The sequence below is a fragment of the Anabaena catenula FACHB-362 genome, from assembly GCF_014698735.1.
Lineage (GTDB): Bacteria > Cyanobacteriota > Cyanobacteriia > Cyanobacteriales > Nostocaceae > Anabaena > Anabaena variabilis_A.
Genome location: NZ_JACJTQ010000001.1, coordinates 349449 through 368832 on the forward strand (window position 1 = coordinate 349449; position 19384 = coordinate 368832).

Below are 19384 nucleotides of genomic sequence, written 5' to 3' on the forward strand. Positions count from 1 at the left end.
AAATGGTGCGTTGCGCTACGCCACAACACACCCTACTGAAACAGGCGAATTAAAATTCCCAGCCCAATGTTAATTTTACAGTGCGAGGTGCGCCATAAAAAACACGCAAGCGATTTTCAGCCAGTTCAAAATACTCAGTATCAAACAAGTTTTGTAGATTAATAGCAGCTCGGAAGTTATTTCTGCGATAAAATAATGCTGCATCAGTGCGTAAATAACCCGGCAAACTAAAGGTATTGTTTAAATCTCCCTCCCTTTCTCCTACATAGAAAAGACCTAAACCCAATCCTAAACCTTGTAGATTACCTTGTTGAATTTCGTAGGTATTCCACAAACTAAAAGCGTGTTCTGGGACGTTATTAATGCGATTCCCCTCTGTAATATTATTGGCTTGAGTCACTTGTGCATCTGTGTAAGCATAACCACCAATTATTTTCCATCCTGGTAATATTTCACCGACAATATCTAATTCAAACCCGCGACTTCTTTGTTCTCCTGTTTGGATGGAGAAATTAGGGTTTATGGGGTCAGGTGTCAGCACATTAGAGCGTGTAATTTGATACAGAGAAACTGTTGATGAAAGTTTATTTGTCCAATCAAACTTAGCTCCTATTTCATACTGTGTTCCTCGCTCTGGTTTAAATAAACCACTATCAAAAGTTGTGCCTGTTACCTGCTGAAATGAACGGCTGTAATTAGCATAAAGTGAAACTAATTGAGTCGGCTGATAAACTATACCAATGCGAGGGCTAAATGCTGTATCTTCCTGAAAAGAAGTAACTGTACCTTCTGAGTTTTCCAGCTTTTGATTAACAATATCGAAACGTCCACCAAGTATTATTTTTAAGTTATCGCTCAGTGCAATTTGGTCTTGTAAGTAAAACCCTAAAGCTTCTGAAGTAGATGGCTCATTAGGGGATGTGGCAATTAAATTAGTGATGCTTTGAGAACCATATTCAGGATTAAATAAATCCAAAGGAGTCAGTTGAAATTGCCGACTGGTTCCTTGTGATACATCTCTAGATAAATCAAATCCCAATAACAGTTTATGTTCTATATTACCTGTTTTAACGTTACCAACAACATTCGTATCTAAGAGAAAAATTTCTCTAATTGAATCATCTGTGTTGATTGTACTACGCTGTACTGTGCGACCGTCTGCTGACAAAGATGTCAGAAAACCTGAATTTTGCTGAGAGCGTTGAAATGAAGAACGAAAGCTATTTTGTATCCGCCAATCTGGGCTAAAACGATGCTCAAGATTATAGCCTACTCGCAATACTTGGCGATTGTTCTTATCAACAGAAGGCTCGTTTACAAACCGATTTCTTGGTATTTTGCCGTTGGGGTTCGGTAAGACAGTACCAACTGCGGGTAAACCTCTGTCATTACGTTGTTGTGTGTCAAAATAATCGGCTTCTAAAGTTAGTTGAGTGTTTTGACCAATTTGCCAAGTTAAAACAGGAGCAATAAAGTAACGTTCAATGTCAACAAAATCTACGAAGGTATCTGAACTCAATGCAGAAGCATTGAGACGATACAATAGAGTTTTACTGTCATTCAGAGGCCCAGTGAAATCAACTGAACCACCAAATAAATCGTAGCTGCCAATTGTTCCTTCTATTCTATAGAAGGGTATTTGAAGAGGTTTTTTGGTGACAATATTGACAGTACCTCCGGCTCCACCTTGACCAAACAGAACCGATGCAGGCCCCCGAAGCACTTCTATCTGCTCAATGTTGGCAATTCCAGAACCAGCAGTAGCGTTAGTATCATCTCTCAAACCATTACGGATAATGTTGCGGTTGCTGAAACCTCGAATGTTGAAAAGATCAAATACATTACGTTCTGAAGAGGTAGTGATTACACCAGCCGTATTTTTTAATGCTTCACTTAATCGCTGTACTTGCTGTTCCTGAAGAACTTGCTTCGGGATTACTTGAATTGCTTGAGGAATATCGCGGATTGCAGTGTCGGTTCTTGTTCCAGCAGAGGCGTTAGGTATTCGATAACTATCCTGTTCACCTGTGACAACCAATTCAATCGGTTCATCACTCTGGGCTGTTGGTTGTTCTGGTTGAGTTAGATTTTCTGACTGGGGCGTTGGTGTGGGTTGGGTTTCTGGTTGAGAAGTGGATGCAGTTGAGGTGACACCAAAAATTAAACCGTCTTCACTATCAAATAGTTCTACTGTGGGTGTACTATCTGTTCCCGTAACCGTAACTCTAATGGTGTTGGTATTAAAGTTACTAACTGTAATATCGCTAATTCCAGCAGTCGGTTGTTTTTGGCTAACTGTATCACCATTAGGTAGATTCAGTTGCGCTGAGGGAATGTCAATAATAAATGTGTTACCGTCTTTTTTCGAGGATACTTGTAATTTGTCACCTTCTGGAGTCGCTAAGATTATTTCTAAGCCATTGGTTGTAGTGTTAAATTTAACTTCACTAATTTTGACTAATGTTTGACTTTGCTGTGGTGGATTGGTAGCAGATGCCACGGGAGCAAGTTCAAAAATTAAGCCTTTATCACCATCAAATAATTCTGCGGTGGGTAGACCTTTTTCACCTGTAACTGTTAGTTGGACGGTGTTAGCGTTAGTTTGGGTGACGCTGATATTGCTTATACCCGCAACTGGATTTTTTTGGTTAAAACTGTTTTGTTTACCCAGTGATAAGACTGTATTAGGTATCTCTACTATAAAATTGTTGCCTTGGCTTTTATTTACTGGCTTGAGTGCTTCTATATTAGGACTTTCTAAAATTACTTCAATTCCTTTATCAGTGGTATTAACTTTAATACCCGTGATTTTAGTAATTAATGTATTGCGGGTTTGTGCTAGTAATTGCGCGGCGCTGGTTGAATAATGTTCTTTGTCTTCAACGCTAGATATTTCTTTTGTTTGCTTTTCTGCATAAGCTGGTTGTACTAAGCTGCCGATAAAAGCTAGTGCTAATCCCGCCGAACGTATCTCATTCATTAACTCAAACTTCATTACCGTTGCTCCTTCCCTTACACCTGTAAACAGAGTTTTCCCTAAGTTTTGTCGTTGTGCGCTTCCACATCCAGCAGAAACTTTCACGCCATTCATCTATGACGCAAGAATTTCTTAATAGTGGATTCTCCCTTATATAGAAGATTTCTCACTAAGTAGCTGCAAGTTATTTGCAGTAAAAGCAATCGCTATTAAGAAGTATTATCATAAAGCTTTTTATAAAGCAAGTATTTTTTCCAACCGTCTATAGCTGTGCTGACTGAAGGGGACGCAATAGTACAGATGGAGAAATTGGGTTATAATCCTTATTTTACAAGGTTTTTATGCGATTGCGTAGACAAAGAACCTGTTGCTTTTAAGTGATAGCACTGTGATATGAGAGTTGATGATTTGTCTACAGAAGCAATATGGGAGGGTGTAAAAAACTTATACTTGACCGGGATAGTGATAAGAGTTATTGATTATTTTCTAGTTGTAATTTTTAGATAATTGCTATAAGGTGAGATCTGTAATTGAAAATTAATAGCAATAAATACTTGCTGACTGCAAGCAACAGACTAACTAGAGGCGAATGAAACGCTGCTAATACCTGCAAGTTGACAAGTCAGCACTGGGGCGATTGCTCTTAGAATCAGGTTTTTCAACTGGCTTCAATTCAATGTTCTTGTGTGCATCAAGGCTGTGAAAGTACAATGACTCAATCTGTCAATGATTTTTCTACCGTTGTAGAGTTACTGCGTTACAAGTGTTTAGAACAACTAAATACTGAGGCTTTTACTTTTCTGCCAGATGGAGAAGCACAAGCAACGTCCTGGACTTATGGAGAGTTGGAGCGTCAAAGTAGAGCCATAGCTTGTCAGTTGCAAGGATTAAATTTAACTGGACAAAGGGCGCTATTGCTGTACCCACCGGGCTTAGATTATTTAGCAGCGTTTTTCGGGTGTTTGTATGCAGGTGTGGTAGCTGTTCCCGCTTATCCACCGCGCAACCATCGCAACACACCAAGAATACTGTCAATTCTCAAAGATGCTCAAGCAGCAATTGTCTTGACCACAACCACGATTTTACAGCAAATACAATCTTTATTAGTCGGCAAAACAGACATTAATCTGCGTTGGTTAACGACCGATGACATACAACCTGATATAGCCTTTGACTGGCACGAACCGCCCATAAATTCAGATACTCTGGCATTTTTGCAATACACCTCCGGTTCTACAGGTACACCCAAAGGCGTGATGTTGACCCATGGCAATTTAATTCATAATGCAACCACGACTTATACTTGCATGGAACATTCCCGCCAAAGCAAGTTTATAACTTGGCTGCCTATTTATCATGATATGGGATTAATTGGTGGGGTATTGCAACCTTTATATGGTGGGTTTCCTTGCATCATGATGTCGCCGGCTGCTTTTCTCCAGCGTCCCTATCGGTGGTTAAAAGCAATTTCTGATTACAGAGGAACTACCAGTGGCGCTCCTAACTTCGCTTATGAATTGTGTATTGAAAAAATTACTCCTGAACAACGCTCTACTCTAGATTTAAGTAGTTGGAGTGTGGCTTTTAATGGTGCTGAACCAATTCGGCAAGAAACGTTAGAGCGGTTTGCTCACACGTTTGCTGAATGCGGTTTTCGTCCAGAGGCTTTTTATCCTTGTTATGGCATGGCAGAAGCAACTTTGATGGTATCTGGTACTGTTAAATCGGCCTTAGTAACAACAAAACAATTACGGAAAAACGCTTTAGAAAGTAATCATATAATTGATGCTGCTATTAATGAAGATGATTCAATTGCATTAGTAGGTTGTGGTCGAGTTGTACCGCAGCAGCAGATTGTTATTGCTGATCCAGAGACCTTAACTCGTTGCGCTACAGACGAAGTTGGGGAAATTTGGGTTTGTGGACCTAGTATTGGTCATGGTTATTGGAATCGCCCAGAGGAAACAGCACAGACCTTCCACGCATATCTGCAAGATACAGGAGAAGGGCCATTTTTGCGGACTGGAGACTTGGGCTTTTTGTATAATGGCGAGCTTTTTATTACTGGTCGAGCTAAAGATTTAATTATCATCAGAGGACGCAATCTTTACCCCCAAGATATTGAACTCACAGCAGAACGCAGCCATAAAATGTTGCGTGCGGGAAGTGTTGCGGCCTTTGCGGTGGAAGTAGAAAAAGAAGAACAGTTAGTAGTAGTACAAGAATTAGAATTTCGTGCTAAACCGAATATAGAAGAAGTTACGGCTGCTATTCGTCAAGTAATTACAGAAGAACATGAAATACAAGTTTATGCAGTTGTTTTAATTAAAGCTGGTACTATTCCTAAAACATCCAGTGGCAAAATTCAACGTCGTGCTACAAAAGCCAGATTTTTAGAAGGTAGATTAGAAGTTGTTGGTAGCAGCATTCTGGAAATTAACCAGACAATAGAACCAGAAACAGTTCTCACCCGCAGCGAATTACTAGCAGTAACATTAGAACAAAGACAACTATTATTAAATTCTCACTTACAAAAATTAGTAGCTAGGGTTTTGAGGGTAAAACCTGAGCAAGTAAATTATCAACAACCTTTGAGTAGTTTAGGTTTAGATTCTCTCAAAGTTTTTGAGTTGAAAAATCGCATAGAAGTTGATTTTGATGTAGCTATAGCTGTAGCTGAATTCTTTGATGGTGCTGGTATTGCTGAGTTAACAAACCAAATACTCAACCAAGTTAATAGCAATCGTACTCATGTATACTTGCCTATTTCTCAAGTTGAGAGAAATACTCATCAATATCCACTGACCTTTACTCAACAACAATTATGGTTTATCAATCAACTACAACCGGGTACAGCTACATATAACATTCCTGTAGCGGTTCACATTCAAGAACATTTGAATTTATCAGCATTGGTTAATAGTATTAATGCAATTATTCAAAGACACGAAATTTTACGAACCAGCTTTGAATTAGTAGATGGTGAACCTGTGCAAAAAGTTGTAGATGTTGTTAACTTAACTGTACCGCAAGTTAATTTACAGCATCTTGAAAAGCAACAGCAAGAAATTGAAATCAAAACATTCTCTTTGCAAGAAGCTCAGTCATCTTTTGATTTAGCAGTAGCACCGTTATTGCGGGCAAAGCTGCTGCACTTGCAACCAGAAAAATCCATATTAATTTTGACCCTGCATCATTTAGTTGGTGATGGTTCGTCAATCAATATTTTAGTTAAAGAACTATCTGCAATTTATCAAGCTTTCTGTGCTGGTAAACCTTCTCCTTTGTCAGAACTGCCTGTACAATACACAGATTTTATTTATTGGCAAAGGAACTACTTACAAGGGGAAGTTTTAGAACAGCATTTAGCTTATTGGCAGCAACATTTAGGCGGAACTTTGCCTGTATTACAACTACCTACATCTCGTCCTAGACCGCCTATACAAACTTTTAGAGGAGCGCAGCAGAAGTTTGTATTGTCAAAAGCTTTAACTGAAGAAATAAAACATTTCAGTAAAGGGGAAGATGCTACTTTATTTATGACCTTGTTAGCAACATTTCAAACTTTGCTATACCGCTACACAGGTCAAGAAGATATTCTTGTTGGTTCACCAATTGCTAACCGTAACCGTGCGGAACTACAACAGTTAATTGGCTGTTTTGTCAATACTTTAGTATTGCGTACCAATTTAGCGGGAAATCCCAGCTTTAAAGAATTGTTGGCACGAGTGCGGAAGGTGGCAATTGAGGCATATACTCACCAAGATTTACCTTTTGAAAAGTTAGTAGAAGCCTTACAGCCGAATCGGGATTTAAGTCATAACCCATTATTCCAAGTAATGTTTGTTTTGCAAAATCAAGCAACAGATAATGTTTGGCAAACTGAGGAACTGGAGACGGGAACTGCTGAGTTTGACATCTGTCTATCCATGATTGCTAACGGAGAAGGATTGGTAGGGACACTAGAATACAACACTGACTTATTCAATGCAGATACTATAACTAGGATGCTTGGGCATTTCCAAACATTACTAGAGAGTATAATTTGTGATTCCAACCAGCGTATTTCAGAGTTAGCAATATTAACACCTTCTGAACGCCAGACGCTACTGTGGGATTGGAATAATACTAAAGTCGATTATCCCCAAAAAGCTTGTATTCATCAATTTTTTGAAGCACAGGTAGAAAAAACACCGGATGCGATCGCGGTGAGCTTTGAAAACCAAAAACTCACCTACCAAGAATTAAACAAGCGAGCGAATCAACTGGCGTATAAGCTACTAAATTTGGGCGTGAAACCAGAAACCTTAGTTGGTATCTGCATGGAACGCTCTTTAGAAATGATTGTTGGCATACTCGCAATCATGAAGGCTGGCGGTGCTTATGTACCCTTAGACCCAGCTTATCCCCCAGAAAGGTTGGCATTCATTTTCAAGGATGCCCAGATATCAGTGCTAGTTACTCAAGAGCAATTAGTCAACAAATTAGTCAACAAACTACCCAACCACACAGCAAAGATTGTCTATGTGGATACTAACAGTTTACAGTCTGAGGTAGATGAGTATTACAACAACCCACTCAGCCAAGCCTCATCAGAAAATCTAGCTTATGTGATTTATACCTCTGGTTCTACTGGCAAGCCCAAGGGGGTAATGATACAACACAAATCCTTGGTTAACTTCACTCAAGCAGCAATTGACCACTATGAACTCAAAATTAGCGATAGCATTTTACAGTTTGCCTCTATTAGCTTTGATGCCGCTATAGAAGAAATTTTTCCTTGCTTAAGTATCGGTGCAACTCTAGTCATTCGTAGCAATGAAATGCTCGGTTCAATACCCGACTTTCTCGAAAAATGTTATCAGCAGTCAATCACAGTATTAGACTTACCCACCGCATTTTGGCATCAACTGACTTCTGGATTATCAACATATAACTTATCCTTACCAGAAACAGTAAAATTAGTAATTATTGGTGGTGAAAAAGCTTCACTACAACAACTAGCAATTTGGCATCAGAAAGTAGATACGCAAAAAGTGCGTTTGATAAATGGTTATGGACCTACTGAAACAACAGTTGTTGCAACAATCTGTGATTTATCGACAGTAAATAATCAGAGTGTTACACAGCAGGAAGTACCAATTGGCAAAGCGATCGCTAATTATCAGACTTATATATTAGATCGGCATTTACAACCATTACCAATTGGTGTAACAGGAGAATTACATATTGGTGGTTTAGGAGTAGCTAAAGGTTATTGGAATCATCCAGAGTTAACCAAAGAAAAATTTATTCCCCACCCCTTTAGCAATCAACCAGAAGCAAAGTTATATAAAACAGGAGATTTAGCTCGTTATTTACCTAATGGAAATATTGAGTATTTGGGACGGATTGATAATCAAGTTAAGATTCGTGGCTTCCGTGTTGAAATCGGAGAAATTGAAGTTAGTTTGGCACAATATCCTCATGTCCAAGCAGCGGTAGTTATTACTAGTGAAAATCGCCTAATTGCTTATGTAGTTCCTGCTCACAAAGCAGATATTTCTGTCAGTGACTTGCGGTATTTCCTGAAGGAAAAATTGCCTGAATATATGATACCTGCTGCCTTTGTATTTTTAGCAGCACTACCTCTGACTCCCAATGGAAAAGTAGACCTTCGTGCTTTACCTATACCAGAAAATTTATATCCTGAGTTGTCAGCTAATTATCAAGCTCCGCAATCTGAAATAGAAAAAACCATAGCTAAAGTTTGGAAGCAGGTACTAAAGCTAGAAAAAGTAGGTATTCATGATAATTTCTTTGACCTGGGTGGACATTCTTTGTTGGCAGTACAGATAAACAATAAACTGCGGGAGATTTTGCATCGGGATTTATCAATTGTAGAAATTTTTCAGAATCCAACTATTAAGTCACTGGCGGAACATTTAAGCCAACCATCATCAGCGCAAAAAACTTTAGAGAGAATGCGCGAAAGAGTTGATAAACAAAGAGAATCTCTGAACAACCGCAATCAATTATTAATGAAGCAACGGAAGAATATTAAGTAATTTAAAAGGTAAGTTGTCAGTCATGGAAAGTATTGCCATTATTGGTCTAGCTGGGCGTTTTCCTGGAGCTAAAAATATCACAGATTTTTGGCAGAATTTGTGTGATGGAGTTGAAGCAATTTCTCAATTTAGTGATGAGGAATTAATTGCTGCGGGAGTAGATCCATCATTACTAAGAAATCCTCACTATATAAAAGCAGGGGCTGTTTTAGAAGATATTGATTTATTTGATGCTGGTTTCTTTGGCTTTAACCCCAAAGAAGCAGAAATGACTGATCCACAACATCGTTTATTTTTAGAATCTGCTTGGGAAGCTTTAGAAAATGCGGGTTATGATGTTCAAAGATGTGAAAGTAGAATTGGAGTTTATGCGGGTTCTAGCTTCACTAACTATTCAAGTTTTGATATCAATAATGACCAAATTGGCTCGGCTCATAGTTTTCAAAAGCTAATTGGTATTGATAAAGATTTTTTGTCTACTCGCGTTTCTTATAAATTAAATCTCACAGGACCGAGTTTAACAATACAAACTGCTTGTTCTACTTCTTTAGTTTCTACTGCTTTAGCTTGCCAAAGCTTACTCAATTATCAATGTGATATGGCTTTGGCGGGTGGTGTTTCAATTCGTGTCCCCCAGAAAACAGGGTATTTACATCAAGAAGGAGGAATCCTATCACCTGACGGTCATTGTCGCGCCTTTGATGCTAAAGCCCAAGGGACAATTATTGGTAATGGTGTGGGAGTGGCGTTGTTAAAGCGTTTATCCGATGCGATCGCAGACGGTGATCATATTTATGCTGTGATTAAAGGTAGTGCCATCAATAACGATGGTTCTGGTAAAGTTGGCTACACTGCGCCTAGCGTCAACGGACAAGCAGAAGCGATCGCTGAAGCAATAGCTTTAGCAGACATTGAAGCAGAAACTATTACCTATATTGAAACCCACGGAACAGGAACAGCTTTAGGCGATCCCATTGAGATATCTGCATTAACAAATGTTTTTCGTGGGGAAACTGAGAAAAAAGGTTTCTGTGCTATTGGTTCAGTCAAAACAAATATTGGACATTTAGACGCAGCCGCAGGAGTGACAGGTTTAATTAAAACTGCTTTGGCTTTGCAACATAAATTAATTCCTCCTAGCTTAAATTTTGAACAACCTAACCCAGAAATTGACTTTGTAAATAGTCCTTTTTATGTCAATACTAAATTGACAGAATGGAATGCAACTTCTACCCCGCGTCGTGCTGGAGTTAGTTCTTTAGGTATTGGTGGTACTAATGCTCATGTGATTTTGGAAGAAGCACCCTCTTTAAGAGAGCAGGGGAGCAGGGGAGCAAGGGAGCAGGAGAGAAATTATCAGTTGTTGGTTCTTTCAGCTAAAACTGATTCTGCTTTAGAAACTGCTACCAAAAATTTGGTTCAACATCTCAAACAAAATCCTGAGTTGAATCTGACAGATGTAGCTTATACATTGCAGGTAGGAAGAAGCGTTTTTAATTATCGTCGGTTTGTAGTTTGTCAAAACATTGAAGAAGCAATAAACGTCCTAGAAAATCCAGATCATCAACAAGTATTAACTCACTTTGAGGAACCAATTCAACGCTCTATTACCTTCATGTTTCCTGGACAGGGCGCTCAATATGTGGAAATGGGTAAAGAACTTTATCAAACTAAGTCCACTTTCCGGGAACAAGTAGATAATTGTTGTTTGCTACTCGAACCATATTTAGGTTTAAATTTACGAGCAGTTATTTATCCACAAGAATCTGAAAAACAAGCAGCAACAGAACAACTAAAACAGACATCTTTAGCACAACCAGCATTGTTTGTAATTGAGTATGCTTTAGCTCAACTGTGGATCTCCTGGGGTATTTCTCCCCAAGCAATGATTGGTCATAGCATAGGAGAATATGTAGCTGCTTGTTTAGCTGGTGTCATGTCTTTAGAAGATGCCTTAGCTTTGGTTGCTGTGCGAGGAAAATTGATGCAGCAAATGTCTACAGGTGCAATGCTTTCTGTTTCTGCATCAGCCAACGAAATTAAAAATTTACTGCCTGAAAATTTAGCTTTAGCTGCTAGTAATGCACCTTCTTTGTGTGTAGTTTCAGGAAGTTATGAAGCGATAGATGAACTTCAAAAAAAGTTAACTGCATTAAAAATAGAATATCGTCGTTTGCATACTTCCCATGCTTTTCACTCCTTGATGATGGAACCGATGTTAGAACCATTTATTGCGGAAGTGAACAAAGTAAAACTTAATCCTCCTCAAATTCCTTTTATTTCTAATTTAACGGGGACTTGGATTACAAAAGAACAAGCAACATCTCCAAATTATTGGGCGCAACATTTACGGGAAACAGTACAGTTTTCATCTGGTTTATCAGTTTTATTGCAAGAAACTGAACGCATTTTATTAGAAGTTGGACCAGGACGTACCTTGTGTACTCTCGTTAAACAACATACCCAACAAGCAGCAGGACAGGTGGTTTTACCTTCTTTACGTCATCCCCAGGAAGAAAAATCAGATGTTAATTTTTTACTCAATATTTTAGGGCGGTTGTGGTTAGCAGGAGTTGAAATAAACTGGTCTAATTTTTATAATCATGAACAGCATTACCGCGTACCTTTACCGACTTATCCCTTTGAGCGTCAACGTTACTGGATTGAACCAGAAATACAAACTCAATTATCCGGTAAAGGTGAAAGCAAGCAGGGTAAAAAGCCGAATATTACAGACTGGTTTTATATTCCTTCTTGGAAACGAGTTCCTATTGTCAAAACCAAAGATATTAACTCTAGTTGCTCGTTAATTTTTGTAGACGAATCTGGTGTAGGTTCAGAACTTGGGCAGATATTACAACAACTTGGGCAGGATGTAATTACTGTAAAAGTAGGAGAAAAATTTAATCAACTTGATAGCAATACCTACACTATCAACCCAAAACAAGCAGATGATTATCATCACTTGCTGCGACAGTTACCGGAAGGTAAAATTCCGAGTACAATTATTCATTTGTGGAGTCTTACCCAATCACAAACTTTATCTTGGGAAACTACGCAAAATTTAGGTTTTTATAGTCTTGTTTACCTCGCGCAAGCTATTGGACAACAACAGATAAGTGATAAAATTCAATTTTTTGTTATTGCTAATCATCTGCATGATATCACAGGTAAGGAAGAATTATATCCTGAAAAAACAACTATCTTGGGTGCTTGTAAAGTCATTTCTCAAGAATATCAGAATATAATTTTTCGTCTGGTTGATATTGTAATACCAATATCAGCACGAGAAGATTGTATAGAGCAATTACTGGCAGAATTAAAAGCAGAATCACAAGATTCAATCATTGCTTACCGTAATGATTACCGTTGGTTGCAAACTTTTGAACCTATTTCCCTAGAACCAGCTACCACAGAGAAAATTAGATTTCGACAGAACGGAGTTTACCTAATTACAGGTGGTATGGGAGGCATGGGTTTCACTTTTGCTGAATATCTAGCCAAAACCATACAAGCTAAACTGATTTTATTAGGACGTTCTGTAACATCTGGAACTGATAAAATTAAGGAATTAGAAGCTTTAGGTGCGGAAGTATTGGTACTGGCTGCTGATGTGACAAATTATGAGCAGATGCAGAGTGCGATTGCTCAATCTTTAGAACGCTTTGGGACAATTAATGGTGTGATTCATGCTGCTGGGGTTGCTGGTGCTGGGATGATTCAACTCAAAACCCCAGAAATTGCCGAAAGTGTTTTTGCTCCTAAAGTGCAAGGAACAATAGTTTTAAATAATGTCCTCAAAAATCAGGATTTAGACTTTTTAGTTCTTTGTTCATCCTTAAGTTCAATTCAAGGAGGATTTGGACAAGTAGATTATTGTGCTGCAAATACCTTTTTAGATGCCTTTGCTCATTGGAATACACAAACAAATAACAGATTGACAATTTCTATTAACTGGGATGCTTGGCAACAAGTTGGCATGGCAGTTAATACTACTGTTCCTAATGAAATCAAAAACTGGCGCGAAACAACTTTAAAAAATGCTATTCTTCCAGTAGAAGGAATTGATGTCTTTAGCCGCATTTTAGCCAACTCTCTACCGCAGGTTATAGTTTCTACCCAAGATTTACAAACAGGAATTAAGCAGCTTAACAAATTACTTTTATCCTTATCCTTTTCTCAAAAGCCAGCAAATTCTTGTCAAGCATCTGCTAGTAGACATTCACGCACACTGCAAGAAAATACATACATAGCTCCTCGCAATGAAATTGAAGAAGCTATTGTCAACATTTGGGAAGAACTCATCGGTATTGAAAAAATAGGAATTCACGATAACTTCTTTGAATTAGGTGGACATTCTTTACTAGCAGTGCAAACAATCTCCCGAATTCGAGAAGTTTTTCAAGTCGAATTGCCACTGCATACCCTGCTCTTTGATGCTCCTACAGTTAACAAACTAGCTAATGTGATTGTCGAAAAACAACCGCAATTAGATGACAATGATGAAATAGCACAACTATTAGCAGAAATTGAAAACCTTTCTAGTGAAGAAATCAAAATACAACTTAGTAAATGAATTACGAATTAACATTAGCAATAAACTTAAATTTATTGTCTACAGTGTGAAAAGTCAATATTTATCCTTAGAGTCAGGTGAATAATGGTGAAAGATATAAATGGAAGAATAGCTGCTTTGTCTCCAGAACAACGAGCCTTATTAGAAAAGCGTTTAAAACAACAAAAAAGCCAAAATAATTTCAGAAATAATCTGAAAATCGCTCAAAGAAAAACGACTGATACTTTGTGTTTATCTTTAACTCAAGAAAAATTCTGGCTTCTCCAACAATTACAACCAGATTTGACTTTATATAACGAGTCAAATATGTTGCGGTTACAGGGAAAACTTAACATAATTATTTTAGAGAAAAGCCTTAACGAAATTATTAAGCGTCACGAAATTCTTCGCACTGCTTTTCAAGTTATAGATGAGCAAGTTTTACAAATAATTGCGCCTACTCTAACAACAGAGTTGCCAATTATAGACTTAAAAGGATGGTCAAAAACTGATCAAGAGGCAAAAGTAAAACAGCTAGCGATAGAGTATTCTAGTCAGACATTTCATCTAGATAAAACTCCACTATTCAAAATTATTATCATTCAATTACAAGAGGAAGAACATATCTTATTGTTTACCATACATCACATTATTTTTGATGGTTGGTCTAGCGGAGTTTTTTATCGAGAATTAGCAGCACTATACCAAGCATTCTGTCAGGATATTTCTACCAAATTGCCAGAATTACCAATTCAGTATGCAGACTTTGCACTGTGGCAAAGACAATATTTACATGATAAATCCCACCAGCTTAATTACTGGAAGCAGCAACTAAAAAATGCACCGCCAATTCTCAACTTACCAACAGATTACCCCCGTCCTGCACAGCAAAGCTTCCAAGGTGCGCGTGCAACTGTCATCATTCCGCAAATACTAACAGATGCACTCAAGTCTTTAAGTCAACAGGAAGGCGTTACCCCGTTCATGGTATTGCTTGCAACGTTTAAAACCTTGCTTTACCGTTATACAGGACAGACAGATTTATTAGTTGGAACTCCCGTTGCAAATCGCACTCACGGCGAAATTGAGAATTTGTTGGGATGTTTTGTTAACACGTTAGTTCTCAGAACTGATGTATCTGGAGAACTAAGTTTTCAAGATTTACTGAAACGAGTACGTGAAACAGCCTTAGCTGCTTATACTCATCAAGACCTTCCCTTTGAACAGCTAGTAAAAGAACTACAACCGGAACGGACATTAAGTCATACTCCTCTGTTTCAGGTTATGTTTGTGTTCCAAGATGCTCCAACGTTAGCCCTACAACTTCCGAATTTAACCTTGGCTCCTCTGATGATATACAACGGAACTGCTAAGTTTGATTTGAGCTTGTATGTGGAAGATACAAAGCAAGGGCTAATAGGGTTTTTGGAATACAACACCGACTTGTTCCATGCCGACACCATTAACAGGATGGTGGGACATTTTCAAACTTTATTAGCGGGTATAATTGCTAATCCCCAGCAGCATCTGGGTGAGTTACCATTGCTCACAGCTACCGAGCGTTATCAGTTATTAGAAGAGTGGAATAATACACAAGTTGATTATCCGCAAGACCAATGTATTCATCAGCTATTTGAGGCACAGGTTGAGAAAACCCCTGATGCTGTGGCTGTGGTCTTTGAGAATCAGCAATTGACCTATCGGGAATTGAACGCCAAAGCAAATCAACTTGCCCACTATCTGCAAAAACTGGGAGTAAAGCCAGAGGTATTGGTGGGGATTTATGTAGAGCGAAGCTTAGAAATAATCATCGCTCTGCTAGCAATTCTCAAAGCTGGAGGAGCATACATACCACTAGATCCTACATATCCTCAAGAACGTTTGGCATTCATGCTGGAAGACTCCCAAATCTCAGTCTTATTAACCCAGCAACATTTATTAAAAGCTCTTCCACCTAACTACGCCCAAGTTGTCTGTTTAGATAGCGACTGGGAAAGCATTGCCGCACATCAAAAAAACTCAGTTAACAGCAACGTTAATCCGAGTAATCTCAGTTATACAATTTACACTTCTGGTTCTACAGGTAAACCCAAAGGCGTACAAATTACCCATCGCAGTGTAGTAAATTTCCTTACGGCTATGCAGCAGCAGTTGCAGTTAACAAATATAGACAACCTGCTGTCAGTAACTACCCTGTCTTTTGATATTGCGGTTTTAGAAATCTTCCTTCCCTTAACAACAGGAACTAAATTAATTTTAGTCAGTCCGGAGGTAGCAACAGACGGCGTACAGTTATTACAACAACTGAATAATTCTGCTGTAACTATTATGCAAGCCACCCCTGCAACTTGGCGAATGTTATTAGATGCAGGTTGGGAAGGAAGTTCACAACTAAAAATTCTCTGTGGTGGTGAAGCCTTATCACAAAACTTAGTTCATCAATTATTACCAAGATGTTATGAATTTTGGAACTTATACGGTCCTACAGAAACAACTATTTGGTCTACAATTCATCAAATTCATGATAGTCAAAAAACAGTTTCTATCGGTCGTCCCATAGCTAATACCCAAATTTACATCCTTGATAAGCATTTACAACCATTACCCGTAGGAATTTCTGGTGAACTGTATATTGGTGGTGCGGGATTAGCACGGGGTTACTTTAAGCAGTCGGAATTAACTAAAGAAAAATTCATTCCTAACCCATTCACCCCAGAAACATTACTCTACAAAACCGGTGACTTAGCCCGTTATCTTCCTAATGGAGAAATTGAATATTTAGGACGCATTGATTATCAAGTTAAACTCCGAGGATTTCGCATTGAGTTAGGCGAAATTGAAGCGGTGTTAGAACAGCATCTCGCAGTACGTCAATGTGTGGTGATAGCGCGGGAAGATGTACCAGGAAATCAGCGTTTAATTGCTTATTTAGTTGCTGAAAACGCCGTTACTGATGAACTGCGCCAGTATTTACGGACAAAGCTACCAGAGTATATGATACCCAGTGCTTTGGTCATCTTGGATTCTCTACCTTTGACCCCTAACGGCAAAGTAAACCGCCGCGCCTTACCCGCACCAGAAAATACTGGTGGAGAATTAGCAAGCACTTTTGTTGCTACCCGCAATCCAGTCGAAGAAGTATTGGCAGGAATTTGGACTCAAGTTCTGGGTGTTTCCCAAGTTGGTATTCACGACAATTTCTTTGAATTAGGCGGACATTCTTTACTAGCAACTCAAATCATTTCTCGTATTCGCAAAACCTTTGGGGTGGATATACCGCTTCAGCGTTTATTTGAATTCCCAACCATCGCAGAACTAGCTAAGAATATTCAAGAAGCCAGCCATCAGGGTATTGCTGCCATTACACCTGTTCCCCGTGATGGGAATTTACCACTATCCTTTGCCCAAGCTAGATTATGGTTACTAGAACAGCTAAACCCTGAAAGTGATATTTACAATATGCCCGCAGCAGTTCGCTTTGTGGGTGAGTTGAATGTAGAGGTGTTAGAAGAAAGCATTAACGAAATTATTTGCCGTCATGAAGTTTTACGTACTATCTTTACTTCCGTAGATGGACAACCATTACAGGTAATTACTCCCAATGTGCAGTTACAAATACCTGTAGTTGACTTGCGGGAATTGCCGAAAGCTCAACAAGAAGCAGAAATTGAGCATTTGAGTATTAAGGAATTCCAACTCGCCTTTGATTTTACCCAAGCACCGTTGCTCAGATGTACACTTTTGCAGCTAGGGGAACAAGAACACATCTTACTATTCACTATCCACCATATCGTTTTTGATGGTTGGTCACAGGGTGTATTAATTAGTGAGATAGCAGCACTTTACTCCGGCTTTGTTGTTGGAAAACCTTCTCCTTTGCCAGCATTACCCATCCAATATGCAGACTTTGCAGTTTGGCAACGTCAATATTTACAAGGTGAAAGACGAGAAACTTTACTCATCTACTGGAAGCAGCAATTAGCAAACTTACCTGTTTTGCAACTACCCACAACCCGTCCCCGTGCAGAAGTGAAAACTAACCGGGGTGCTAGTCATACATTTTTAATACCTGTCACAATATCCCAACAATTAAAACAACTATCCCAGCAAGAAAATGTCACCTTATTTATGACACTGCTGGCAAGTTTTAAAATCTTACTGCAACGCTACACCAACCAAGATGATATTGTAGTTGGTACGGATGTTGCCAACCGCAATCAAGCAGAAATTGAACAATTAATAGGCTTCTTCATTAACTTATTAGTTTTACGCACTGACTTAACTGGTAATCCTACTTTTATAGAATTATTGCAACGGGTTCGCACCCAAACATTATCAGCTTACTCTCATCAAGATTTACCCTTTGAAGAATTAGTTAGAGAATTACAACCTGATCGTCATCTAAGTAATACAGTTCCATTATTCCAGGTGTTATTTGTCTTGCAAAATACACCAAACTCCGCCTTGGAGTTACCAGGACTCAAATTAAATTTACTGGAACTAGAAGAGAGAAATGCCAGATTCGATTTAGCCATATTCCTCACAGAAACAGAGCAAGGTCTAGAAGGTAAATGGCAATATAACGCTGATTTATTTGCTCCAAATACTATCACTAAGTTAACTAATCATTGGCAAACATTAATCAATAGAATTGTGATTCAACCTCAGAGCCGCATAAATACATTAGAAATTTTCACAGAAGCAGAAAAGGCACAACAGACCATGCAACAACAGGAACGTAAAACTGCCAAAAGACAAAAGTTTATGAATATTGCTCCAAAAGCAGTAAGTTTATCAGTAGAGCAATTAATTAAAACAGATTATCTGCAAGAGGGGCAAAAATTTCCTCTCGTGATTCAGCCTAATAATTCAGAAGTTGATTTAATATCATGGGCTGAGAATAATCGAGAATATCTGGGAACAGAATTATTTAAACATGGAGCGATTTTATTTAGAGGTTTTAATGTAAAATCAGTTTCAGAGTTTGAAAATTTTGCTCAAACAATTTGTCCCAATTTATTTGCTGAGTATGGGGACTTACCTCGCACTGGAGAAGGTGGCAAAGTTTATGGCTCCACTCCTTACCCAGCAGATAAAGCTATACTTTTCCACAATGAAAGTTCCCATTTACATTGCTTCCCCTTAAAGATTTGGTTTTACTGTGTTCAACCTGCTGAGAAAGGTGGAGAAACCCCAATAGTTGACTGTCGTAAAGCTTATCAAATACTTAGTCCTCACCTGCGAGAAAAATTAGCCACTAAACAGCTAATGTACACAAGAAATTATGCTGAAGGCTTAGATGTGAGTTGGCAGAACTTCTTTCAAACCACAGATAAAAAAGAGGTAGAAAATTATTGCCGTCAAGCAAAAATTGACTTTGAATGGTATGATGATAGTGGCTTAGTTACTCGCCAAATTCGTCCAGCTTTAGCAGTACATCCCAAAACTGGCGAACCTGTATTTTTCAACCAAATTCAATTACACCATATCTCATATTTAGATACAGATGTTAGGGAATCACTGCTATCTATATTTGGAGAGTCAAAATTACCCCGTAACGTTTACTTTGGTGACGGTACAGCAATTACAGCAGAAGAAATTGCCGAAATTAATGCAGTCTATCAGCAATCACAAACTAGCTTCCTTTGGCAAAAAGGCGACATCATCATGCTAGATAATATGCTGGCTGCTCATGCTAGAAACCCCTATTTTGGACAGCGTAAAATCGTTGTTGCAATGGCAGAAATGACTAATGGCACGGATATCAATAGTCCCTAAAACTTTGTATGGAATTCTGGTAGATAC

4 protein-coding genes are annotated in these 19384 nt (G+C 38.6%); 3 read left to right on the top strand and 1 reads right to left on the bottom strand.

Going from position 1 to position 19384, the window contains the following annotated elements; all coding sequences use genetic code 11:
• Positions 1-49: 49 nt before the first annotated feature.
• Complete coding sequence (locus tag H6G68_RS01675; RefSeq protein ID WP_190905037.1) at positions 50-3082, bottom strand: TonB-dependent siderophore receptor; 3033 nt, start codon at positions 3080-3082, stop codon at positions 50-52.
• Positions 3083-3687: 605 nt separating this feature from the next.
• Between H6G68_RS01675 and H6G68_RS01680 the strand changes: the two genes are divergently transcribed.
• The 3 genes from H6G68_RS01680 to H6G68_RS01690 all read left to right on the top strand — a co-directional run bounded on the left by H6G68_RS01680 (position 3688) and on the right by H6G68_RS01690 (position 19357).
• The gene (locus tag H6G68_RS01680; protein ID WP_190905038.1) at positions 3688-9024 is read left to right on the top strand and encodes a non-ribosomal peptide synthetase; all 5337 of its coding nucleotides are present in this window, start codon (positions 3688-3690) and stop codon (positions 9022-9024) included.
• Between the two features lie 22 nt (positions 9025-9046).
• Positions 9047-13600 carry a type I polyketide synthase gene (locus H6G68_RS01685; protein WP_190905039.1) on the top strand — a complete coding sequence of 1518 codons (4554 nt, stop codon included), beginning with the start codon at positions 9047-9049 and terminating at the stop codon, positions 13598-13600.
• An 84-nt stretch (positions 13601-13684) separates the two neighbouring features.
• Positions 13685-19357, top strand: a complete 5673-nt coding sequence (locus H6G68_RS01690; protein WP_190905040.1) for a non-ribosomal peptide synthetase — start codon at positions 13685-13687, stop codon at positions 19355-19357.
• The last annotated feature ends 27 nt before the right edge of the window (positions 19358-19384 follow it).